This is a genomic window from Gammaproteobacteria bacterium, assembly GCA_022450155.1.
Lineage (GTDB): Bacteria > Pseudomonadota > Gammaproteobacteria > Arenicellales > UBA868 > REDSEA-S09-B13.
The window spans coordinates 171,534-193,971 of sequence record JAKUQR010000003.1 but is presented as its reverse complement, the minus strand read 5'-3'; the positions used below and the strand labels follow the sequence as shown (position 1 = coordinate 193,971).

The window sequence follows — 22,438 nt, the reverse complement described above, 5'->3', positions numbered from 1 at the left end:
ACCGTGCACCTCCACGTTCTGGGAATCTGTGGCACATTCATGGGCGGATTAGCGATATTGGCCCGCAACATGGGGCATAAGGTCAGTGGTTCTGACACCAATCCCTACCCTCCCATGAGCACGCTCCTGGCTGAACACAATATTGAAGTCTCTCCAGGCTACCGGGCAACTCATCTGTCACCACGACCCGACCTGGTGGTGGTGGGTAATGCACTTTCCCGTGGAAATAAAGAAGTCGAGGCGATGCTAGAGAAACGGCTGCCGTACACTTCCGGACCAGAATGGCTGTACGCAAACATTCTAAAAGAACGAAAGGTAGTGGCTGTCGCCGGCACGCATGGTAAAACGACAACCAGTGCCATACTGGCACATATTCTCGACCAATGCGGCCTTGTGCCAGGATTTTTGATAGGTGGTGTACCGGGAAACTTTGACGTATCGGCTCGGCTCGGCCGTGGAGATATTTTTGTAGTCGAAGCAGACGAATACGACACCGCTTTTTTTGATAAGCGTTCTAAATTTGTCCACTACCGCCCCGATGTTGCAGTACTCAACAATCTGGAATTCGACCACGCCGATATCTTCAATTCAATCGAGGACATCGAAAGACAGTTTCATCATCTGATTCGTATGGTACCGCCCGACGGTCTTATTATCACGAACGGTGACAGTCCTGGTCTGCAACACACCCTCTCGGCAGGATACTGGACGCCGATCGAACGTTTCAGCTGTGATGCCCAATCCAACTGTGAGTGGCACCTTGTACATGATGGTGGGCACGAGCAATTTCAGATCATGTACCGCGGTGAAGAACATGGCACCGTTAACTGGCACCTCGTCGGCGCGCACAATCAAGCCAATGCACTGGCTGCAATTGCTGCCGCACACGCCCTCGGCATTCCCGGCGCATCGGCCTGTGCGGCCCTGGCATCATTCAAGCTGCCCGAGCGGCGCCTTGAACTCGTGATACAAACCCCAGATGGTGTGCAGCTATATGACGACTTCGCACATCACCCGACCGCCATCAGAGCGACTCTGGATGCGCTGAGAATTCGTGCAGGTCGAAATCGGCTGATCGCCATCATTGAACCCAGGTCAAACACCATGAAACAGGGCCACCCCCTAACGGCACTGGGCCATGCCATTGAAGCCGCTGACATCGCTGTCATTTTGCGGGTACCACAACTTGGCTGGGATCCAGGTTCACTTGCACCCCACGCAGAGCACACTACACTACAAATATGCGACGAGGTTTCTGATATTACCGGAACGGTGATGGATCAGATCCTCCCCAATGACACGATTGTGACAATGAGTAACGGCAGTTTTGGCGGCTTGAGAACACAACTGCTGAACCGACTCCGCAATCGTGCCGAAGCCTAACTCTCAAGCAGAACGTCGTTCTAATAACGGAGAGAAAAGATGCGAACAAAATGGTTAGTTCTGGCCCTGTCGTTGTTGGTCGGGGCACAGGCAGCAGCCCAGGAGGTCGCGCTGGGGGTCAACTACCATCGCTTGAACACCGCTCAGCCAGTTCATACCGGCAACAATGTCGAGGTACTGGAACTGTTCTGGTACCGCTGTCCGCACTGCTATCGTTTAGAGCCCTACCTCAAACAATGGCTTAAGAACAAACCGGAATTTGTTGAGTTTGTCCGTATGCCAGCCATATTAAACCAAACCTGGTCCTTTGATGCGCGTGTGTACTACACGCTGGTTGCCTTGGATCTTGTAGATAAGCTGCATAAACCCTATTTTGATGCTATCCATAAAGAAAGGAAAAGAATTGTTAACGTTGAACAGTTCGCCAACTGGGCTGCAGAACACGGCGTAGATAGAAATTCTGTGCTCGACACTTTTACCTCTTTTGGTGTTGACTCAATGCTCTCGCACGCGCTGGATATGACACCACGTTACGAAACTGACGGCGTACCCACCATCATTATCGACGGCAAGTACAGAACCAAAGTCTCTCAGGCGGGTGGTCACAACGAACTTATAGACCTGATCAATCATCTAGCCACTGTTGCCAGCGATGAACGACAGCAGTAATAGTGATTTGGGGAGAGCTGCAGTAGTTGACTGAATCAATACCAGGCCGGCAGGACATTTTCTTTCATGTAGGGTTGTCGAAAGCCGCCTCCACCTATCTCCAGAAACGCGTCTTCCCGGAACTCAAGGGCATTCAATATATCCATCGGAACCGTTACTGGAAATTTCAGCAGATTATTGAGCAGTCTCCGGGCGGTAGATTCCTCGTCTCCAGAGAAGCCGCCGAAAGGCTCGAACACAGAGTTCTGGAATTCGCAGGCTATGAACCCACAGGGAAAGTTATTCTAGTTCTAAGGCGTCATGACGACTGGATAGCATCCCACTATCGCCGCTACGTCAAGAATGGCGGCTCTTTCCCGCTTGAGAAATTCCTGGACCAGAGCACACTGCTGGGAAACGACTGGCGGAAAGGTGGCCCTTGTTTCAAGCGGATGATCGAGATGATAGAAATTCATTTCGGCTCACAACCCTTGGTTCTGTTTCACGAAGATCTTCAACAAGATCGAACCGGCTTCATGAAACAGCTTGCCGCCTTCACTGACACTTCCTACGATGATGAGAAGATAGACCACCGACCAATCCATCTATCCTGGAGCGAAAAACAATTAAAACTGTCGCGCAGCGTTGGACGTTATGTTTTTCGACCGGCCCCATCAGAAAACCCGAACCGAAGGTTTAATCGCTTACGACGACGACTCAGACTGTGGTCCTGTTACTTCATACTGGGGATCGCTGGGCTTGTACCTGCTCGTTATACGAACAACGAACCGCTTATCCCCAAAGAACTACTTGAACAGATTCACAGGCTGTACTCCAAAGACTGGCAGACCTGTCGTGCCTATGCCGAGGCTAACAATCCCGAAACTTAAGTACCTCGTCCGGACCTCCATCGATAAAAAGACAGTTACGACGCCCGATAGATCCCTTCTTTCTCCAGATCGTCAATGGTCCGTTCAATGCCCAATCGTAAGACTCGGATCAGCTCATCGATCTGTTCATGATCGATGATGATGGGTGGCGACATCACACACATATTGATCAGCGGCCGGACCAACAAACCAAGCTTCTGGCAGTGCACATCAATTCGATTACCAACTTCATAATCCAGCATAAGTGGCTGGCGTGACTCATGGTCAACAACGCACTCAACACACCCCATCAGACCGAGACCCCGAATATTTCCTACGATTGGCAGGTCTATCAATGTTGACAGCTGCTGCTGCAGGTAAGGCCCGACTTCGCGAGCATGTTCGAGCAGCCCCTCTCCTTCAATAATGTCCATGTTTGCCAATGCGGCGGCACAGGATACGGGATGACCGGAGTAGGTAAAGCCATTAGAAAACACTGCACCTCGCTCACCATCACCACCCACGTTTAAAATGAGGCGATCTGAGATCAGCACGGCACCCAAAGGCACGTAACCTGAGGTTAGCCCTTTGGCACAAGTAATAATATCGGGCGTGATATCAAATACCGACTCCGACGCAAACCAGTCACCGAGACGCCCAAAGCCGGTCACAACCTCGTCAGAAATGTAGATCACGTCGTGTCGGCGACAAACCTCCAGACAGGCAGCATGGTAGCCCGTTGGGGGTACGATCACGCCGCCTGACGCCAGTATCGGCTCTGCAATGAATGCGGCGACACGTTCCGGCCCTACTTCAAGAATTTTTCCTTCCAGTTCAGCGATAAGTTTCTGGCAGAAAGCCGCCTCATCCAGACCCCCGGCACTGCGGTAGCTGTTTGGAGAAGAAACGAAGTGGACCTGGTCGAGCTGGGTATCCAGCCAGTTCTTGTCGCGCGGCTTACCGCACACCGCGGCAGAAAGATAAGTGCTGCCATGATAGGCATCATGACGGGTGATAATATGTTTTTTTTCCGGCCGACCCAGTACATTGTTGTAGAACAGACAAAACCGAAGTGCAGAGTCGATTGCTGTGGAACCTCCGGTGGTATAGAAAACATGATCAAGATCGCCAGGTGCAACGCTTGACAACCGATCAGCCAATCTCGCCGCCGGTGCTGTTGGATGACTCCATGGGCTGATATAAGACAACTGAGCGGCCTGATCCGCCATCGCATCAGCGATCTCCTGTCGGCCATGACCCACATTGACACACCACATACCGCCTGGTCCGTCCAGCAATCGATTTCCCTGATCATCGTAAACATACACTCCCGCACCTGAACCAATAATCGTACGGTTTGTGTTTGGTCGATCAAAAGACTCCCAGGGATGAACGACATGTTCGTCCATTTCACGAACGGCCGATAGGTCAGCAGGGACAAAATCTGAAATGGTCATTGGAGTCTCCGCATTGCACTCAATTGCAAAGTCGTCAGTTACTGCTCTTGAGCAGGTTGGCATTAACGTCGGCAAGGGTGCTCAATGCCGGTGATACCTCAAGCGACATTACAGGAACCAAGGCCTTTAACTGCTGGTGAAACCGAAGGACACCGTCTTCTAGGTCAGACAGATTATTCAACGGGAATACACTGGTGTCGGCTGCTTCCTGCAGCCAGCGTACCAGATCCCGGTCCTCGCGCCCAGTGATTTGATCGATACGCCCACTGAGATATCGTGCAGCCGCGAGCTCGCGGTTTTCGCCGGGCAGTCGGTACTCACGGCTGATGACCCGGGTAGTCGCCGCCCCCTGCGGCAGTGACATGTAAAAGCCCGCTTTTTCCGGATAGAAGTAGATCACCGTATTGGGGAAAAGACCGAAATAAAGCCACAAACGCTGAAATTCCTCAGGCAGATGCGCCTGCCTGGGAAGCAGCGACTTATAGCGCGAAACACTCCAGCTACGTGCTGGATAGTCATCTACCATACCCGTGGTCATCGGCACGTCCCCCAGATAAATGTCACAGTAGTCTCGTCCATAGAGTTCGTGCAGTGCTGGATGCGCAACTGGCACGTGGTAACCCTCGTTGTCTACGTCGTGAAAGAATTTCCAGTTGCAATCCATGACTTCATCATATTCGACACCCCAGGGCACCATCTCTTCTAATTTGTATGGCCTGATTTTTTCGCTGATAACACCAAATTGATTGGCTACAGACCGGCCTTGTGCGCCTTCAAAACAGATAAATATGAAGCCATTCCATATTTCCAGATCTATAGGCACCAGCGCATTACGATCTTTTTTCAATTCTGGAAAGCCCTGAGGCCTGGGCACGCTCTTCAGCGCTCCATTCAGCTGATATGTCCAACCATGAAAAGGGCAACGAAGCACATGACCGCAGTTACCTTGTCGATCCGGGGCCACACGAGATCCCCTGTGGCGACAGACATTGTGAAAAGCATGAATCTCACCACTTTCATCCCTGACCAGTACAGCCCGCTCTTTGGCGAGATTGAAAGTTAGATAATCCCCCGTTTGGGTCAGCTCAGATATATGTCCAGCCAATATCCACTGATGCCGGAAAATATGATCAATCTCAAGTTCACACAACTCCTCGCTGGTGTAGGTCCAGGGTGCAAGCATCCGACCATTCCGACGAGTTTCAAGCATTGGATCTTTTTCTCATACTGCAGTCGTTTTACGCTGAATTGAATCAGTCTATGGCAAATATGTCGATCCGCTCAACACATTTTTCAACAGAACTGAGGTCAGACTTACTTTGAGAGCAACAGAATACTTGCCATATCCCATCGCAACCATAACAGGATCCACCGGTCGTAGTGCTCACCCTGAATTTCCTGTGCTGAAAAACGATTGTGCGAACCGCACAAACAAACAACTCTAGATTCAAGGTTTCCACCAGATCATTGTGATATAAACGCCCCATTCACCTCATCGTGATTTAGACTGCGTGGCGCCAATTGATGCCACAGTTGTTCTGCCTATGACGAAACTGCCCCAAGAGATTTTCAAAGCCTACGATATACGCGGCATTGTCGACAAATCTCTGACAGAAACTGTCACCGAACGGATCGGCCAGGCCATTGGCACTGAGGCCATGCTGGCGGGTGATCACAGCGTTGTGATCGGCCGTGATGGCCGCCTGTCCGGTCCGTCACTGGCAACCGCGCTGTCGGCGGGTATTCGCTCTACCGGCTGCGACGTGATTGATATCGGCATGGTCCCTACACCCGTAACTTACTTCGCAACGCACCATCTGGAGACAGGTTCCGCTGTTTCCATCACCGGAAGTCATAACCCGCCCGAATACAACGGCCTGAAAGTCATGATCGCCGGCGAAACCTTGGCCGGCGACCGGATTCAAATGTTGCGTAAACGTATAGAGGGGCAAAACCTGCTCAGTGGAAACGGCACCCATCATCGGGAATCAGTCATTGAAGCTTACGCTGCACGAATCACCGGTGATATCACACTCAAACGCCCGCTCAAGGTAGTCCTTGATTGTGGTAATGGTGTCGCGGGCATTATCGCACCCCGGTTGTTACGCGAAATCGGGTGCGATGTCACCGAACTTTTCTCTGAAGTAGACGGTACGTTTCCCAATCACCACCCGGATCCCAGCCAACTCGAAAACCTCAATGACCTGATTGAGACAGTTATCACAACAAAGGCAGATTTCGGTATGGCTCTGGACGGAGATGGCGACCGGCTGGGCGTCGTGTCAGCCACCGGTGATATTATTTTTGCCGATCGCCAACTGCTGCTGTTTGCCCGTGATGTTCTGTCCCGAAATCCCGGTGCTGAAATCATCTACGATGTGAAATGTTCCAGGGTTCTGCCTGATGCGATCCGACAAGCCGGTGGACTGCCTACCATGTGGAAAACCGGACATTCATTTATCAAAGCAAAGCTCAAAGAATCTGGTGCAGCACTTGCGGGTGAAATGAGCGGACATATCTTTTTCAAGGAACGCTGGTATGGATTCGATGACGGCGTCTATGTCGCAGCCCGACTGTGTGAGCTACTGTCTGCACAGAATCAAACCCCCACAGCGGTATTCAACAGCATCCCGGAGCTCGTCAGTACGCCCGAATTACGCCTTGAAATGGAAGAAGGAGAACACCACGCACTGGTCGAGCAATTTGTCAGGAACGCGCGGTTTCCAACCGGAGAGATCTGCACCATTGACGGCATACGTGTGGACTTTGAGACCGGTTTCGGCCTCGTCAGAGCCTCTAACACCACGCCCACAGTGATTCTGCGATTTGAAGCTGACAACCGACAACAGCTGACCGAGATCCAGGAACAATTCCGCACCCAACTTCTGGCACTTCGGCCTGAACTAAAACTGCCCTTTTAGCGGTGTACAGCCGACTCGCTGGCGACCGCTGCCTGCAGTGCAGTCACCACAACAGGTGCCAGTAAACAGTGGCTGGACTTCACTCAAGACCCGACCATCGCCACTGGCGTGGTGCACTGTTTGCGCTGCTGGCCAGCCTGCTCTTTTCGACCCAGGATGCGCTGATCAAATGGCTGTCTGACAACTATACGCTGTTACAGCTGCTGTTGATCCGCAGCGCCCTCAGCGTGCCCCTAATGTTTCTCGCCGTTCGCGCTCGATATGGCTGGCAAGGATTGACTACCACGAAGCCGGCGGCGCACATACTGCGCGCGTTCTTTAATCTGGTCGCGTTCTTGAGCTACTACTTTGCCCTCTCAAGAATGCCATTGGTCGACGCGGTATCGATCGTTGCCGCCTACCCGATTTTTCTGACACTGCTGTCGGGTCTCGTACTTGCAGAACACCCCAACGGACGGCAAATACTGGCTGTCATTACCGGATTTATCGGTGTCATATTTATCGTGCAGCCCAGCGGCAGTGAGGTCGACTGGTTAGGCGCTAGCGCAGCACTGTTCGGTTGCTTGATGTTTGCGGCGCTCGGTGTACAAACCCGCCGCATGTCGGTCTCAGAATCTACCGAATTAATGCTACTGACAGGCTCAGCACTGATACTGGTTGTTTCAGCCTTGGCGGCACCCTTCCTGTGGATTCCACCATCGGCCAACGATTTTGCATTAATGCTCCTGCTGGGTCTGATCGGCCTCGGCGGTCAGTACTCTCTGACCAACGGTTTCAAGTATGCACCGGTTTACCTCGTCGGTGCTCTGGAATACAGCACACTGGGCTGGGCTGCTTTTTACGGCTGGGTTATTTTTCACGACCTGCCGACAACCGCAGTAATCGCAGGTGCTTTGCTGGTGGTCGGCAGCGGTCTGGTTGTTCTCGTGTCAGAACACGGCAAACAGAACTGACCGTCTCAGACGTCTCCTCGATCGATTTCCAGCGCGGTAGGTTGGCGATAACCTCGCGGCAGATTTCCGCCACGCTGTGCCCTGGTTCCCAGGTAAAGGTCAATGTCGGCCGGTTTTAGCTTCATATGCTGCTTGCCACTGTACAACCGTAACCTGTCGCCTTCACGGAATACGGCTACAGCAACCAGCCGCTCTTCACCCGATTTGTAACGGGCAATTGGGACATTGATGATCTTGACACCCTTACCCTTGGCCATCACTGGCAGATCAGCCAACGCAAATACCAGCAGCCTGCCCGCACTGGTCACGGCTGCGAGCCAGTCATCCTCATAATCATATACCAGTTGAGGAGACAGGACACCCGCATCGCGGGCGCGCAGTACAGCTTTGCCTGATTTATTGCGGCTTACCATTTCTCCAAGCGACGCCACGAATCCATAGCCAGAATCAGTCGCCAGCAAATACTGTGTCTCAGGAGAGCCGATCATGACGCCTTTGAACGTCGCACCCTGTGGAGGCTTCAACTGCTTGCTGACCGGTTCGCCCATCCCGCGGGCCGATGGCAGCGTGTGTGCCGGCATGGTATAGGTTCTGCCTGTCGAGTCTATCGAGAGAAGAATCTGATTGCTGCGCCCTACAGCAAAATGAAGGTATCCATCATCACCACGATAATTCAACTCTCGCGGATTGATATCCACACCCTTGGCAGCACGAATCCATCCTTTTTCGGAAAGAACGACCGTGATTGGTTCTGATGGGATCAGATCTGTTTCACTCAGCGCCCGGGCAGCTTCTCGCTGCACCAAAGGTGAGCGGCGCTCATCTCCGAATTCTTCTGCATCTGCCAGCAGTTCATCCCGGACAACCCGTTTCAGCTTGTCCCGGGACTTAAGAATCTTCTGTAAGTCAGCATTTTCACGCCCGAGTTCTTCTTCTTCTCCTTTGATCTTGATCTCTTCTAGCCGAGCGAGCTGGCGCAGGCGAAGATCGAGAATGGCATCTGCCTGATCGTCGGATAGTTTGAAGCGCCGCATCAGCACAGGCTTTGGTTTGTCTTCTTTGCGTATGATCTTTATGACCGTGTCCAGATTCAGAAACGCTATGAGCAGCCCTTCAAGAATATGCAATCGTTTGACAACCCGGTCTAAACGAAACTGAAGTCGGCGTTTGACAGTGGCCAACCGAAAATCCAGCCACTCACGCAACAACTTCTTAAGATCGTAGACCCTAGGTCTCCCATCAAGGCCGATAATATTCATGTTGACACGGTGACTCTGTTCCAGCGAAGTCGTCGCAAACAGATGTGCCATCAACGTTGAATGATCGACTCTGTTCGACCGCGGCTCAATCACCAGACGGGTCGGATTTTTATGATCTGATTCATCACGAATGTCGTCTACCATAGGGAGTTTTTTAGCCGACATCTGAGCGGCAACCTGTTCGACTATTCGTTCTCCCGACACCTGATAAGGAAGCGCAGTCACAATGATATTACCTTCTTCCCCCACCCACACGGCTCGTTGGCGAATAGATCCTGTGCCAGTTTTATAGATCTCAAGCACTTCCTCGGCGGGTGTGATGATCTCTGCTTCGGTCGGAAAGTCCGGTCCTCGAATATGCTCTGTCAGCCCTTCGATACTGACCTGGCTGTTTTCGAGCAAACGTACGCACGCGGACACAACCTCGCGAATATTGTGTGGCAGGATATCGGTTGCCATACCCACTGCAATTCCGGAAGCACCATTGATCAGAATGGTCGGCAACCTCGATGGCAGGTTTCTCGGTTCTGACAGCGTGCCATCAAAGTTTGGCCCCCAGTCGACCGTGCCCTGGCCAAGTTCAGACAGCAGCACATCGGCAAACCGTGACAACCTGGCCTCGGTATAGCGCATTGCAGCAAAGGACTTTGGATCATCCTGTGAACCCCAGTTTCCCTGCCCATCAATCAGGGGATAGCGGAAACTGAACGACTGAGCCATCAGCACCATCGCCTCATAACATGCGGCATCGCCGTGCGGGTGAAATTTACCGAGTACATCGCCCACGGTTCTTGCGGACTTCTTGTATTTATTGCTGGCATTAAGGCCCAATTCAGACATCGCATAAATGATTCTGCGTTGAACGGGTTTTAAGCCATCGGACAAACGCGGTAAGGCCCTATCCAGGATCACATACATCGAATAGTTGAGGTATGAGCGTTCCGTGAAGTCCGACAGCAAGACTTGTTCGAGATCTCGCGCGGTCGGAACCGGTTTACGCGGCTTGTGCTTTGATGAACTGCGGGTGGTTCGTTGAGGCATCGTGCAAGAAAACTCCAGTGTCTGTGGCAGAATCGAGGCTACGCATACAGTCAACCATCACCTGGCCATTATAGCGCCCTACTTTTTGGTTCAGATCTCACGGCAATGAATATCAATCACAGATCGATGATGCTTGATGATGGCTCCAGACCATACTCCCATACCGCTCTGCTTGAATTTCTTTCAGAGCTGAAAATCGAGCACAAGACGGTCAGTCATGACGCCATGTTTACGGTGGCCCAGAGCAAAAGCCTGCGTGAAACCGACCCTCACGGCAGTTATACCAAGAATCTGTTTATGCGCAACAAGAAAGGCGCCATGTGGCTCATCACCTGCAATGAAGACCGCCAAATTGACCTCAAGGCCCTCGCCGCAGCGATGGGCTACACGGGTTCAAACGGTCGATTTTCTTTCGCATCCGAAGACAGACTGGGCCGGTATCTCGGTGTATCGCCAGGTGCTGTCTCACCGCTGGCACTGATCAATGACCCTGGAAATGCGGTCCAGTTCGCTATAGATAGCTCGTTGCTTGATCACGAAGTGATCCATCTGCATCCACTGGACAATCACCATACCATCACGATATCTGTGAAAGATCTGATACAGTTTGCAGAATATACTGGGCACAAACCGACCCGGCTTGAGTTTGACTCATTTGGTGGTGTCCGCTGTTTCAGCACCGCAGAACAGTCCACATAAACGCATCGCTGAGGAGCAAGGAAACGTGGTCAACAACCCATTGCACCTGTCTTTGTTTGAGCTCTACACCGCTTTTCGCAACGGAAACCTGACGGCAGGAGACCTTACTGAACAGGCCATCGCAAAACACAACAGCACGCTTGGTGCCTATAAATACTGGCAGCCGCAGGATGCCCGCAGCGCAGCTGCCAGGGCAGATGCCTCATTTTCCGCCGGCGAAGACCACGGGCTTCTCCAGGGCATACCCGTGTCCGTCAAGGATCTCTACAACGTCGACGGTCTGCAGACCTTTGCCGGCTCGCCGGTTTCCATTCCGGACACCTTGATGGCACAAGGACCGGTTATCACAGGTCTTGACGAGCAACAAGCTGTCTTTATCGGGAAAACCCATACGGTTGAATTCGCTTTTGGTGGCTTAGGGGTTAACAACCACTGGGGAACGCCAAGAAATCCGTGGGATTCAACAGCATACCGCGTACCGGGCGGCTCAAGCAGCGGCGCGGGTGTCAGCCTGCAGGAAGGCACCGCGCTGCTTGCACTGGGATCAGACACTGCAGGATCGGTTCGGATACCGGCCAGCATGACTGGCAACGTCGGGCTCAAAACCAGCTTTGGACGATGGTCACTGGAGGGTATTTTCCCGCTGAGTCCGACCCTTGATACCGCCGGCATTCTGACACGGACAGTTGCAGATGCGGTATTTAGCTTTGCAGCGATGGACCCTGAACACCAAGGACGAGCACTGAAATTTGTCGATCAGGCGAGTCACTGCACAACCGGCGATTTTGTAATTGGTCGGGGGGAATCCGTACTGTGGGAGGAATGCGATTCCGGGATTGTTGAATCAGTAGAGACCGCTCTGGACGAACTCAGTCAGAAAGGGGTTCGTGTTACCGATGCCCGCTTACCTGAAGTCGGCGATGCCATTGAACTGCTCAAGGCCGGCAACGTGACTGCGGCCGAAATCCACGAGTTCCTTTCCTCCGAAATGCCTGAGTGGCTCGAGATGCTGGACCCCCTCGTGTCTCAGCGAATCCTTGGTGGTGCTTCCATGTCGGCAACGGAATACCTGAAGCGCCGTCGGCATATCAACCAGCTGCAGCTCAGTGCAAATGCCAGATTTGAATCCAACGACGTTATCGTGAGCCCGACGGTACCTATCACCCCGCCAAAGCTCGATGATGTTCAACAGGTCGATCGTTACCGCCCGCTTAACCTGATGTCGCTGCGCAATACCTGTTCCGGCAACACACTGGGCTTGTGTTCTCTGACATTACCTGTCGGACTGGATACAGCAGGCCTGCCTGTTGGGTTGCAGATCATGGCACGCCACGGTGCAGAAGAAAAACTGCTTGCCATCGCACTTTGTATCGAAAAAGTGATTGGGACCTCGAAAGACAGGCTGGGCACGCCTGCGATCCCCCCACTGTAAAACATCCATGTCTGAAGAAGATCGGAAAAGGCCGCCGCTGGGGATTCGAGTGCAGGACCATAGCACGGTCTACAGTGGTTACCTCAAGGTGGACCGCTACAAACTCTCACACGAACACTACCAGGGTGGCTGGAGTAAAGTGCTGGATCGTGAAGTCATGCACCGGAAAGAAATTTCTGCTGTGCTGCCATATGACCCGAATCGCCAAGAAATCGTCCTGGTCGAACAGTTTCGAGTCGGCGCCTGGGCTGGATCATGGCCTCACCCCTGGCTGCTCGAATGCGTTGCCGGTGTCATGGAGACCGGTGAGACAGCCGGTGACGTGGCCATCCGTGAGGCCCAGGAGGAGGCAGGATGCGTTATCACAGAACTGGAGTTGATCGGGCGTTTCTTCAGTACACCCGGCGGCAGTTCAGAATTGATCAACCTGTTCTGTGGGCGTACTGACGCGTCCACAGTCGGCGGCTATCACGGCCTTGCTGAAGAAGGTGAAAACATCAAAGCCGAGTGTTGGCCTTTGGCAGACGCGCTTGCCCTGCTGGAAGACGGCAGCATCTGTAACGCCAAGACCCTGGTCGCACTGCAGTGGCTGGCCCTGAACCACGAAAGACTGCGCGAAAACTGGAGCAGCTAACCGCTCCCACTACCCGCCAACTTGAGTCGGCCGGTACACGTCACGATATTGTCGGAGCTGCCCTGGGTCAGGCTGCAGTACTCAGCAAAAACCGCTATCCGTTGATCACCTCGGCCAGTCTGTCAGCAGCCTCATCCACATCATCCCGGTTGACATCGAGGTGCGTGACTCCCCTCATTCTTTTGCTGTCGATTGCACCGATCCATACCCCCTGTTCGCGCAAGCGGACAGAGATGTCCTGGGCAGACAACCGTGACCCTGAAACATCGAAGAAGACGAGATTGGTCTGCACGTCCTCGTTGACCAGCTGAACACCGGGAATAGCTGATATGCGCTGGGCAAATTGCCGGGCATTGTCATGATCTTCGGCCAGGCGTTCAACATGATTTGCCAGTGCCCAGCTGCCGGCAGCCGCGATAATCCCGGCCTGCCGCATCGCGCCACCCACGCGATGTTTCCAGCGCCATGCCTCATCGATAAATTCATGAGTACCCGCCAACACCGCCCCGACCGGGCAGCCGAGACCTTTACTCAGATCGAGCCACAGCGAATCAACAGTGGCTGCAAAATCCGCTGCCGGGACGCCGGAGGCGACGACAGCATTCATCAGCCGCGCACCGTCCATGTGCAGGTTCAGACCTTGTTCGCGCGCGACAGCCGCAACCTCCTGAAGCGTCGCCAATGGCCAGATGGCGCCGCCACCTCGGTTCGATGTCTGTTCCACAACGACCAGACGGGACCTGGGCTCATGATAGGAACCGTTACGAATCGCTTTCTGAACGTCTTCCGCATTAAAGACACCGCTATCACCATCGAGCGTACGAACGAGGGACCGTGAAAGTACAGCCGGACCACCGGCTTCATAATTGATGATGTGTGCAGACCGATCTGCAATGATTTCATCCCCCGCCCCACAGTGAACCGCCAATGAAATCTGGTTACACATCGTGCCGGATGGCAGGAACAGGGCATCTTCCTTGCCCAGAAGTTCTGTGACTTCCCGGCAAAGCTTGTTGACACTCGGATCCAGTCGGTGCTGCTCATCACCGACCTCTGCTGATGCCATGGCCTCGCGCATCGCCGGGGTGGGTTGGGACTGTGTATCGCTAAAAAGGTTAATTCTGACGGCTTTCATGGCTTACTCCAGCAACCGATCCGGCGCGAACCTGCAGAAAATTGAAGGGCAATACATGGTATCAGGTTTGGCGGAGCAGGCGTATCAGACTCGAGGTATCCCAGCGGCCGCCCCCACGCGCCTTGACTGAGGCATAAAACTGGTTGACCAATGCAGTGGCCGGTAACAGCGCACCATTGCGATCTGACTCGGCCAAACACAGGCCAAGATCTTTTCGCATCCAATCCACTGCAAACCCAAACTCGAACTTATCCTCGTACATCGTCACGCCCCGGTTTTCCATCTGCCACGACTGGGCCGCGCCTTTTGAGATCACATCGAGCACCTGTTTAACATCCAACCCGGCCTTGTCGGCAAAGTTTACTGCTTCAGACAGGCCCTGTACGAGCCCGGCAATCGCAATCTGGTTGACCATCTTTGTGAGCTGTCCATTTCCGACCGGGCCCATCAGCTGACAGGCACGGGCATAACTGTCAATCACCGGTTTTACGCGTTCGAATGGACCGGGCTCACCGCCAACCATGACAGTCAGGATACCGTTCTCTGCACCGGCCTGACCACCGGACACCGGCGCGTCGAGGAAACTGAATCCAAGATCATCAGCCTGGGCTGACAGTGCCCGCGCCACCTCAGCCGAAGCTGTTGTGTGATCAACGAAGCAAGCACCGGCTGCCATGCCCGAATAAGCGCCGTCCGACCCGATGGTCACCGAACGAATGTCATCGTCATTACCAACGCAGGCAAAAACGATGTCCGCTCCGTTGGCAACTTCGGCTGGCGTATCCGCCTGGGCACCACCGTGTTCCTCAACCCATTTGTTTGCCTTATCTTTGCTGCGGTTGTAAACCCGAACACTGTAACCCCCCTTTGAGAGGTGCCCTGCCATCGGATAGCCCATCACACCAAGTCCGATAAACGACACGTTTTTGACCGATTCATTCATTCCATTTGCCCCAAAGATTACCTGTCTCGACTGTCAATTATGATATATCTAGTGTTAATCACTCCAGTAACCCAACACTAAAAGGAATCTCACAACGGTGAAGTCACCCAGGATTACCGTACGTCCAGCCACGACGGCCGACGCACCGACGCTGGTCGAGTTTAACATTGCTATGGCGCTGGAAACCGAGGATCACCCGCTGGATCGGCCCACAGTACTCGCGGGTGTTTCACGGATTTTCCACCAAGGCGAACATGGATTTTATCTTGTCGCGGAATGCGACGATGCAGTCGTCGGTTCGCTGATGATCACAACGGAGTGGAGTGACTGGCGAGACGGTCTGTGGTGGTGGATACAAAGTGTCTATGTCATCAAACCACAACGTCGTCGCGGTGTATTCCGCACACTTTATGAGCATGTTTGTGGCCTTGCGCAAAGTGAGGACAACGTTTGCGGCATTCGCCTTTATGTGGAAAAAGACAACTCAGGCGCACAGTCAGTATATCGCGAAATGGGCATGTCAGAAACACGCTACCGGTTATTTGAAGCACCCTTATGAATAACGAATACTCAGACTCATGACTAAAGCTGCGGAACTCAAGACCCAGGCCTGTGCGCAAATCGATGCCCGACGGGATGACATCATCGCGATTGGCGAAACTATCCTTCGAAATCCGGAAACCGGTTTCCGGGAAATCAAAACCGAACAACTGGTCGCCGATGCGCTGAAAGGCCTCGGTCTTGAAACCCAGACCGAACTCGCCATTACCGGGGTCAAGGCACAGATCGCAGGCGGCACGGCGGGACCGACGCTTGCACTGATCGGCGAACTGGACAGTCTCAGGATTCCCGATCACCCATTTGCTGATGCCAACACAGGTGCCGCCCACGCTTGTGGACACAATGCTCAGATTGCTGGCATGCTGGGGGCGGCGATGGGCCTTGTCAACTCAAACATCTGCAGCCAGCTCAGTGGCGCCGTCGCATTTATGGCTGTTCCCGCCGAAGAGTTAATCGAGGTAGGCTACCGTATGGACCTTCGAGAGCAGAACCACATCGAGTTCCTGACCGGCAAGGCCGAGTTTATCCGCAGGGGTCATTTCGATGATGTGGACATGGCTCTGATGTGTCATACCAAAAACGATCACATCGCCTCTCACGTGGCAAACTCTTCCAACGGCGCTGTGGTCAAGAAAATCCGCTTCCTGGGCAAAGCGAGCCACGCCGGTGCGCGACCGCAAGCCGGCATCAACGCCCTTAATGCGGCCAATCTGGCAATGACGGCGATCGCGTTACTGCGCGAGACGTTTTATGACGAAGACACAATTCGCATCCACCCCATCATCACCCATGGCGGGGATGCAGTCAGTGCTGTACCGGCGGAAGTGGTTATCGAGACATTTGTTCGAGGCAGAACACTAGAAGGTATTGTCGACGCGAACAATAAAGTCGATCGTGCAGTCCGTGGCGCGTCGCTTGCCATTGGCACTACCGTTGAAATCGAGACCACAGCGGGCTACCTGCCCCAAACCAATAATCGCACCATGAGTGAACTGTGGGGGGAGAATGTGAAATCTCTCTACGGCGAAGATCAATTCTATATCGAAGATCATCGCACCGGGTCTACTGACATGGGCGATCTCGGTCATATCATGCCCGTGACTCACCCCTATATATTCGGCGCCACAGGCAACGGTCACGGCAACGATTATCTGATGACAGACAAAGAGGCGGTCTACATCAACATGGCCAAACTGCTGGCAATGACCACGATCGACCTTCTCTGTAACGAAGGGCGGCAGGCACAGGAAATTCTGGCCGGACAGCGGCCCAAGTTGTCCAAATCGGAGTATCTGGAATTCAATCGCAACCTCATGAAAACAACGCGTTACACACCAGACGGCCTGATACATGAATAACCAGCCAACGACATCAGGAAAAGACCTGACCGAAACCCGCTGAAGCGGGCGTGTTACTCCGACCCCAATGAATACACTTATCGCAGGTGGCGCCGGTTTTATTGGCTTGAACCTGGCCGAGGCTGTTTTGCGCAGTGGTGAGCACGTGGTCATTTATGATCCAGGGGCAGTGCCTGGTGCTGCACAACGTACCTTCGATGAACTCCCCGGTTCCTGGCGTCATATCCAGGAAAGCGTGATCGACAGTGCGGCACTGGCCAGTACATTGACAGAACAGCGTATAGACCAGGTTTTCTACGGTGCTGCTGTGACTTCAGGTCCTGACCGCGAGCGTGACACACCCGAGAGCGTTTTGTCGGTAAACCTGGTGGGCCTCGCAACCGTGGCAAGGCTGGCCGCAAAAACCGGCATCCGACGTCTGATCAACCTCAGTTCCGGTTCAGCCTACGGACTACCGGACGAGGATGAACCTGACTGGCCTCCCACACTCCGCGAAGAACACACCCGCGAACGACCCGTCTCGCTTTACGCTCTGAGCAAGTTTGCGACTGAAATTACGACCCGTCGAATCGCGGCACTGACGGGCCTTGATGCGTTGAGTGTACGCTTGAGTTCGATATTCGGACCCTGGGAACGGGACACCGGGTTTCGCGACACACTCAGTGCCCCCATGCAGGCCTCGGTCGCGGCCCAGCGCGGTGAATCAGCAATTCTTGGGCGGCATGAATCTCGGGACTGGACCTACAGCCGCGACGTGGCCGATGCCCTCCTCGCGCTCATGTCGCATCAGAATCCTAAATATGATTTGTATAACATTACCGCGGGCCGAACCTGGGGGACGGTTGACTGGTGTAAAAGACTCGCCCGGTATTTTCCCAACTTCAGTTACCGGTTGGCAGAGGCAGACGACACACCGACTATCGATCTTTACTCAACGACTGACCGACCCCCTCTGGACCCGGGGAGGCTACGCGATGACCTGGCCTACACTCTGCCGCACAACATCGACATCATGTTTGCTGATTTTGAACAGTGGCTGACCGCAAACCCGGATTTCTGGGTCCGGTAAACAACAGATTAACTGGCGTAACCTGGGAGTTCTCGGTCCAGCACGCGCATCATTGCGTCCAGGTAGAGACGGTCACGATCTGCCGGTGAAAAGCGGTCGTGCGGCACCGGTAATTTGACCTGCTTAATGACAGCCTCGGCTCCCTTTAAGTCTTGTTAAAAGGTGCCTTAGAACACGGGCACTAAAAAGTCAGGGACAACAGCACACGAGGCATTCGCCAAACCGATTTGGTCGGACTCATTCCGCATAAACCGGGCGGATCCTACCTAAGATCAGACCTGACGTTATCTCTAAAGCTGTTCACGCGCGCGACGCTCCATCGGCAGCAGCACATGGTAGGTAAACTGGTGTACGGGTGTCGGCACGTCCAGCTGCTGGCCGAAACGAACGATTGCACCGTTCCAGGCATCCAGTTCAGAGGGTCTTCCCGCCAACAGATCGCGCATCATCGATGCCGTGGTGTCGTGCGGTACGCTGTGATAAAAGTCCCACATCCGCTGTTTGAGATCCTCTGGCAGCGGATATCCCAGCGCCCGTCCGACATTAATACCCTCGTCCATGGCACGGTCAACCAACGATCTGAGTTCAGGCTGATCGCACACCCTACCCAGACTGCTCTGCGACAGTGCTCCCAGCCCGGCCCAGGAACTGACTAACAGCAGTTTCTGCCAGAGCGCAGAGCGGATGTTGTCGCTGATTTCGGTCTCGATCCCGGCTGCCCGGAATACATCGGTCAATGCCTCTACCCGGGTAGACCTTTCACCATTGAGCTCACCGCACTCAATGTAGGCTCCCGGGTTCAGATGCCGAACGACCCCCGGCGATTCGATCTCACTGAATATTCGAGACAGACCGCCCAGTACGCAGCCCTCACCAAAAGCACCCGCTAATTGATCAGGCGCATCAACACCATTCAGAAAAGGCAGCATCACTGTCGCGTCGCCCAGCAGGGACCCCAGAACAGGAATGATTTCGGCGATGTGCCAGCTCTTGACGGCAATGATCACCACATCGACTTCACCAATTTCAGCAGGCTGATCTGTGACCTGTGGTTTTTCCAGGTGCACATCACCGACTGGGCTGATCACCTTGAGCCCGTTTTTCTGCATAGCTTCAAGGTGCGGGCCCCGGGCAATGAATGACACCTCGTAGCCCGCGTCTACCAGACGCGCACCGTAATAGGCGCCAAGCCCACCGGCTCCAAAGACCGCAAACCGCATTAATCTGCCCTCGTTATAGGTATTGTTCTGGAATCATACCCGTTTCTTCGCCCATTTCGGCTGCCGCTAAACCAACCACGATGTTATTCGATCTCAATACGCCGTTCATGATAGCCCCAGAATTCAGTCAGATCTTTCAGCTCTTGACTCATAGACTTCGATTTCTACAGCAGATGCTTACAATTTAGGGCTTTCCCGGGAAGGCCCCGCCAAGGCACAATTGAACCAGCAAGAACAACTGGAGTGGCTTTTAAGCATCTCTCATGCTATCTGACCAGATCGAACGATACAGCAGGCAGATCAAGCTCCCACAAGTGGGAGAAACCGGGCAGCAGCAGTTGCTGGATGCGCGGGTTCTGATTATTGGCATGGGTGGACTGGGCTCCCCGGTTGCCATGTATCTGGCAGCAGCCGGCGTTGGACACCTGGTTATCAGTGATTATGACCGGGTCGATGAGTCGAACCTGCAGCGACAGATCGTCCATACCCAGGCATCGATCAATGAACTCAAAGCGGCTTCTGCTCGTGACACCCTGTTACGTCTTAACCCGGCAGTCTCGATCGATGCACTGAATTATGAACTCGACGATGAAGAACTGACTAAACAGGTCAAGCAGGCCAACGTGGTAGTAGACTGTACCGACAACTTTCCATCCCGATTCGAGCTCAATCGGGTCAGCCTCGCGACTGGAACGCCTATCGTCTCAGGTGCAGCAATCCGCTGGGAAGGTCAGGTATCAACCTTTATCCCCAAGAACTCGGATAGCCCCTGCTATCAGTGTCTATACCCCGACACCGGCATGGAAGCCGCTACGTGTGCCATGGAAGGCGTCATCGCCCCTATCGTGGGTATCGTTGGAACAACACAAGCGCTTGAGACCCTTAACGTACTCCTTGAAACCGGCGACGGACTGTGCGGGCGCCTGCTGATCCTGGATGGCATTGCCATGGAATGGCAGACCATTACGCTGCCAAGGAATGAAAAGTGTCCCGCCTGTCAGGATCGACCCGCTTACTGACAAGGTACTGGGCTGTCAGAAAATCGACTTTCCAGTGTTTTTCCCACTTCTGTCTTCTCAGTCCTCATGACATAGAGTAGCGCAGAATAAAATTGCGTTCCACTGCACCGCAACAATATTGGTGAGGTATTTGTGGCGTGAGTGTGGTAAACCTCATCTGGCTCGACCTACCAACCCACCCCTCTTTTCATCTTTCGTATTACGTTATGTTGTATGCACTCACCATGGAAATTTGAGCATCTGAAATTTGGTGGGGGAAATTTTTGGGGTTGAAAAATTAAAGGCGGCAAGCACTGATTGTGAAGTCAGTGTTGAGAGATGCATTACCGTGGTGGGATCGAGTTAGCTTATGACTCGATGACCTTGAGAGAATCGTAAAGGGTCTTTTGCATCTCTTGTCACATCACTTATATGCAGCCCATCGACCAGCGCGCACTGACTACTTGTCTACCGTAGTCGTGTAGTCAAAAAAAAGGAGTCACTGCGGAAGACATGACCCCTTTGATGTGTGAGTAGTAAGTCTAGAAACTTCACTACTATGCCAATGTATTATTCGTTGTAGCTTAAACGCCAATAACTTGCTTTGCACATGGGCCTTTTTCGGTTTGACCGACTTCGAATTCAACGGCCTGACCATCGCTCAATGTTGCGTATCCGCCACCCGCCTGAATGTCGGAATGATGAACAAACAGATCCTTACCACTATCTTCCGGAGCAATAAATCCGAAGCCCTTTTCTGCGTTAAACCACTTTACTGTACCTTTAGCCATGTTACTTACCCTACTTTGTTTCGGTGAAATAATTGGAATCCCATATTGAAGTCACCGCTTCTAAATGGGGATAGAGAAATTCTCAGACGACTAGATCAGACGTGACCATCGATATTAGGTGTCTCGTTGTCTGATTGGGATCGATCAGATTGATCATTCCCGGCAGTCGCAGCCAGTTTCTTTAGACGTTTTTCTTCTTTCTTCTTCTTTTTAGCGAGCTCTTTTTGTCGCTTTTCAAACGTGTAGTTGGATTTTACCATAGGGTAGCCTCATATTGATTTAAAACAGGTGGTGACCATGCTGTATTGGACCAGATAGATCCTAAACCATCATTTACTGCCTTTTCTGCTTGGTTCAGCCCAATTCCACCACTAGCATCTGGCGAACATCATAAACGATTGTTGTGCCAAGTTGTGCCACTATTGTGCCAGCGCAGAAATTCATACCCATGTTTTGGGTTGATGTAACAACGTCAACAGGGCAGACCCCTACCGACCCCATCTTCAAATTATCGTATTACGTTATATCGTCTCCACTCACCATCGGGGATTTTGAGCATCTGAATTTTGGTGGGGTGGAAATTTTGGGGTTGGGAAAAATTAAAGATGGCAAGCACTGATTGTGGAGTCAGTGTTTAGAGATGCATTACTGTGGTGGGAGTGCTGCATTCATATTTCTACTTTATCCACCAGTCCCGGCGACGGAGGCGAACAATCCAAAACCAATGGTCAAAAGAAATGGCAACCACGGGCTGTCAAATAGAATTATTAATATCTTTGAACGTGTTGACTTCTTCATTAAACCTCAGAAGGATTAGTGAGTCTATTCTCCTCCATTCCCAACACCCCACTAAGATTGTAAACCTTTCTGCAGGAACAGACAGAGGAATGTGTAGATGTGTTTCACCTGTATGCCCTGTTTCATTCGGGACAATAGGTCACGATACAACAGTATCTAGTAACCACCCTTTAGTCTTGGATCATCTGTGTGGATGGGATCGTAAAGCCTAGAAGTGGCATAAGACTCCGGTGAGTCGATGTGTACAAATTCAGCTTTCGATCTTTGAA

Annotated in this window: 20 protein-coding genes; 12 read left to right on the top strand and 8 right to left on the bottom strand. The window is 52.8% G+C overall.

Going from position 1 to position 22,438, the window contains the following annotated elements; translation table 11 throughout:
* Nucleotides 1-3 precede the first annotated feature (3 nt).
* The 3 genes from mpl to MK323_02505 are packed head-to-tail and all read left to right on the top strand — an operon-like array spanning nt 4 to nt 2,921.
* On the top strand, nt 4-1,383 hold the full coding sequence (gene mpl, locus MK323_02515) for a UDP-N-acetylmuramate:L-alanyl-gamma-D-glutamyl-meso-diaminopimelate ligase (GenBank protein MCH2481032.1): 1,380 nt from the start codon (nt 4-6) through the stop codon (nt 1,381-1,383).
* Between the two features lie 39 nt (nt 1,384-1,422).
* Entirely contained in the window at nt 1,423-2,052 is a 630-nt protein-coding gene (locus MK323_02510) for a thiol:disulfide interchange protein DsbA/DsbL (GenBank protein MCH2481031.1), read from the top strand.
* A 26-nt stretch (nt 2,053-2,078) separates the two neighbouring features.
* The gene (locus MK323_02505; GenBank protein MCH2481030.1) at nt 2,079-2,921 is read left to right on the top strand and encodes a hypothetical protein; all 843 of its coding nucleotides are present in this window, start codon (nt 2,079-2,081) and stop codon (nt 2,919-2,921) included.
* A 35-nt stretch (nt 2,922-2,956) separates the two neighbouring features.
* Here MK323_02505 and MK323_02500 read toward each other — a convergent pair whose 3' ends face one another.
* A complete protein-coding gene (locus MK323_02500; protein ID MCH2481029.1) occupies nt 2,957-4,357 on the bottom strand; it encodes an aminotransferase in 1,401 nt (466 codons plus the stop codon).
* A 34-nt stretch (nt 4,358-4,391) separates the two neighbouring features.
* Complete coding sequence (locus MK323_02495) at nt 4,392-5,567, bottom strand: aromatic ring-hydroxylating dioxygenase subunit alpha (GenBank protein MCH2481028.1); 1,176 nt, start codon at nt 5,565-5,567, stop codon at nt 4,392-4,394.
* 334 nt (nt 5,568-5,901) lie between these two features.
* Between MK323_02495 and MK323_02490 the strand changes: the two genes are divergently transcribed.
* Together MK323_02490 and MK323_02485 are read left to right on the top strand one after the other, a co-directional pair.
* Entirely contained in the window at nt 5,902-7,278 is a 1,377-nt protein-coding gene (locus MK323_02490) for a phosphomannomutase/phosphoglucomutase (protein ID MCH2481027.1), read from the top strand.
* Nucleotides 7,279-7,346: 68 nt separating this feature from the next.
* Nucleotides 7,347-8,231 carry a DMT family transporter gene (locus MK323_02485; GenBank protein ID MCH2481026.1) on the top strand — a complete coding sequence of 295 codons (885 nt, stop codon included), beginning with the start codon at nt 7,347-7,349 and terminating at the stop codon, nt 8,229-8,231.
* A gap of 5 nt (nt 8,232-8,236) precedes the next feature.
* On the opposite strand, the gene parC is transcribed toward MK323_02485, so the two are convergent.
* Nucleotides 8,237-10,531: a DNA topoisomerase IV subunit A gene (gene parC / locus MK323_02480; GenBank protein ID MCH2481025.1), complete on the bottom strand. Its 2,295-nt coding sequence runs from the start codon at nt 10,529-10,531 to the stop codon at nt 8,237-8,239.
* Nucleotides 10,532-10,636: 105 nt separating this feature from the next.
* Between parC and MK323_02475 the strand changes: the two genes are divergently transcribed.
* From MK323_02475 to MK323_02465, 3 genes are read left to right on the top strand one after another with little or no spacing between them, the layout of a single operon-like run.
* The gene (locus MK323_02475) at nt 10,637-11,230 is read left to right on the top strand and encodes a prolyl-tRNA synthetase associated domain-containing protein (GenBank protein ID MCH2481024.1); all 594 of its coding nucleotides are present in this window, start codon (nt 10,637-10,639) and stop codon (nt 11,228-11,230) included.
* A gap of 25 nt (nt 11,231-11,255) precedes the next feature.
* A complete protein-coding gene (locus MK323_02470) occupies nt 11,256-12,662 on the top strand; it encodes an amidase (protein ID MCH2481023.1) in 1,407 nt (468 codons plus the stop codon).
* A 7-nt stretch (nt 12,663-12,669) separates the two neighbouring features.
* Nucleotides 12,670-13,296, top strand: coding sequence for an NUDIX domain-containing protein (locus MK323_02465; protein MCH2481022.1), 627 nt, complete (start codon nt 12,670-12,672; stop codon nt 13,294-13,296).
* 94 nt (nt 13,297-13,390) lie between these two features.
* On the opposite strand, the gene MK323_02460 is transcribed toward MK323_02465, so the two are convergent.
* Nucleotides 13,391-14,431 (bottom strand): threonine aldolase family protein, encoded by a 1,041-nt coding sequence (locus tag MK323_02460; GenBank protein MCH2481021.1) that lies wholly within the window; start codon nt 14,429-14,431, stop codon nt 13,391-13,393.
* A 61-nt stretch (nt 14,432-14,492) separates the two neighbouring features.
* Entirely contained in the window at nt 14,493-15,374 is an 882-nt protein-coding gene (locus MK323_02455) for an NAD(P)-dependent oxidoreductase (protein ID MCH2481020.1), read from the bottom strand.
* Nucleotides 15,375-15,471: 97 nt separating this feature from the next.
* Here MK323_02455 and MK323_02450 point away from each other — a divergent pair, with 97 nt between their 5' ends.
* The 3 genes from MK323_02450 to MK323_02440 all read left to right on the top strand — a co-directional run bounded on the left by MK323_02450 (nt 15,472) and on the right by MK323_02440 (nt 18,362).
* A complete protein-coding gene (locus MK323_02450; GenBank protein ID MCH2481019.1) occupies nt 15,472-15,933 on the top strand; it encodes a GNAT family N-acetyltransferase in 462 nt (153 codons plus the stop codon).
* Between the two features lie 19 nt (nt 15,934-15,952).
* Nucleotides 15,953-17,293 carry an amidohydrolase gene (locus MK323_02445; protein ID MCH2481018.1) on the top strand — a complete coding sequence of 447 codons (1,341 nt, stop codon included), beginning with the start codon at nt 15,953-15,955 and terminating at the stop codon, nt 17,291-17,293.
* 67 nt (nt 17,294-17,360) lie between these two features.
* A complete protein-coding gene (locus MK323_02440) occupies nt 17,361-18,362 on the top strand; it encodes an NAD(P)-dependent oxidoreductase (GenBank protein ID MCH2481017.1) in 1,002 nt (333 codons plus the stop codon).
* Nucleotides 18,363-18,652: 290 nt separating this feature from the next.
* On the opposite strand, the gene MK323_02435 is transcribed toward MK323_02440, so the two are convergent.
* Nucleotides 18,653-19,582, bottom strand: a complete 930-nt coding sequence (locus MK323_02435; protein ID MCH2481016.1) for a 2-dehydropantoate 2-reductase — start codon at nt 19,580-19,582, stop codon at nt 18,653-18,655.
* Between the two features lie 263 nt (nt 19,583-19,845).
* Here MK323_02435 and moeB point away from each other — a divergent pair, with 263 nt between their 5' ends.
* Nucleotides 19,846-20,601, top strand: coding sequence for a molybdopterin-synthase adenylyltransferase MoeB (moeB, locus tag MK323_02430; GenBank protein ID MCH2481015.1), 756 nt, complete (start codon nt 19,846-19,848; stop codon nt 20,599-20,601).
* A 563-nt stretch (nt 20,602-21,164) separates the two neighbouring features.
* On the opposite strand, the gene MK323_02425 is transcribed toward moeB, so the two are convergent.
* Complete coding sequence (locus MK323_02425) at nt 21,165-21,371, bottom strand: cold shock domain-containing protein (GenBank protein ID MCH2481014.1); 207 nt, start codon at nt 21,369-21,371, stop codon at nt 21,165-21,167.
* Between the two features lie 95 nt (nt 21,372-21,466).
* Nucleotides 21,467-21,631 carry a hypothetical protein gene (locus tag MK323_02420; protein MCH2481013.1) on the bottom strand — a complete coding sequence of 55 codons (165 nt, stop codon included), beginning with the start codon at nt 21,629-21,631 and terminating at the stop codon, nt 21,467-21,469.
* Nucleotides 21,632-22,438: the final 807 nt, after the last annotated feature.

Bases quoted from the DNA above. Each gene is read 5' to 3' on its own strand.
- moeB (MCH2481015.1), top strand. From the start codon at position 19,846: ATGCTATCTGACCAGATCGAACGATACAGCAGGCAGATCAAGCTCCCA.
- MK323_02440 (MCH2481017.1), top strand. From the start codon at position 17,361: ATGAATACACTTATCGCAGGTGGCGCCGGTTTTATTGGCTTGAACCTG.
- MK323_02490 (MCH2481027.1), top strand. From the start codon at position 5,902: ATGACGAAACTGCCCCAAGAGATTTTCAAAGCCTACGATATACGCGGC.
- MK323_02420 (MCH2481013.1), bottom strand. From the start codon at position 21,631: ATGGTAAAATCCAACTACACGTTTGAAAAGCGACAAAAAGAGCTCGCT.
- MK323_02460 (MCH2481021.1), bottom strand. From the start codon at position 14,431: ATGAAAGCCGTCAGAATTAACCTTTTTAGCGATACACAGTCCCAACCC.
- MK323_02465 (MCH2481022.1), top strand. From the start codon at position 12,670: ATGTCTGAAGAAGATCGGAAAAGGCCGCCGCTGGGGATTCGAGTGCAG.
- MK323_02475 (MCH2481024.1), top strand. From the start codon at position 10,637: ATGAATATCAATCACAGATCGATGATGCTTGATGATGGCTCCAGACCA.
- MK323_02435 (MCH2481016.1), bottom strand. From the start codon at position 19,582: ATGCGGTTTGCGGTCTTTGGAGCCGGTGGGCTTGGCGCCTATTACGGT.
- MK323_02500 (MCH2481029.1), bottom strand. From the start codon at position 4,357: ATGACCATTTCAGATTTTGTCCCTGCTGACCTATCGGCCGTTCGTGAA.
- MK323_02425 (MCH2481014.1), bottom strand. From the start codon at position 21,371: ATGGCTAAAGGTACAGTAAAGTGGTTTAACGCAGAAAAGGGCTTCGGA.
- MK323_02455 (MCH2481020.1), bottom strand. From the start codon at position 15,374: ATGAATGAATCGGTCAAAAACGTGTCGTTTATCGGACTTGGTGTGATG.
- parC (MCH2481025.1), bottom strand. From the start codon at position 10,531: ATGCCTCAACGAACCACCCGCAGTTCATCAAAGCACAAGCCGCGTAAA.
- MK323_02510 (MCH2481031.1), top strand. From the start codon at position 1,423: ATGCGAACAAAATGGTTAGTTCTGGCCCTGTCGTTGTTGGTCGGGGCA.
- MK323_02445 (MCH2481018.1), top strand. From the start codon at position 15,953: ATGACTAAAGCTGCGGAACTCAAGACCCAGGCCTGTGCGCAAATCGAT.
- MK323_02495 (MCH2481028.1), bottom strand. From the start codon at position 5,567: ATGCTTGAAACTCGTCGGAATGGTCGGATGCTTGCACCCTGGACCTAC.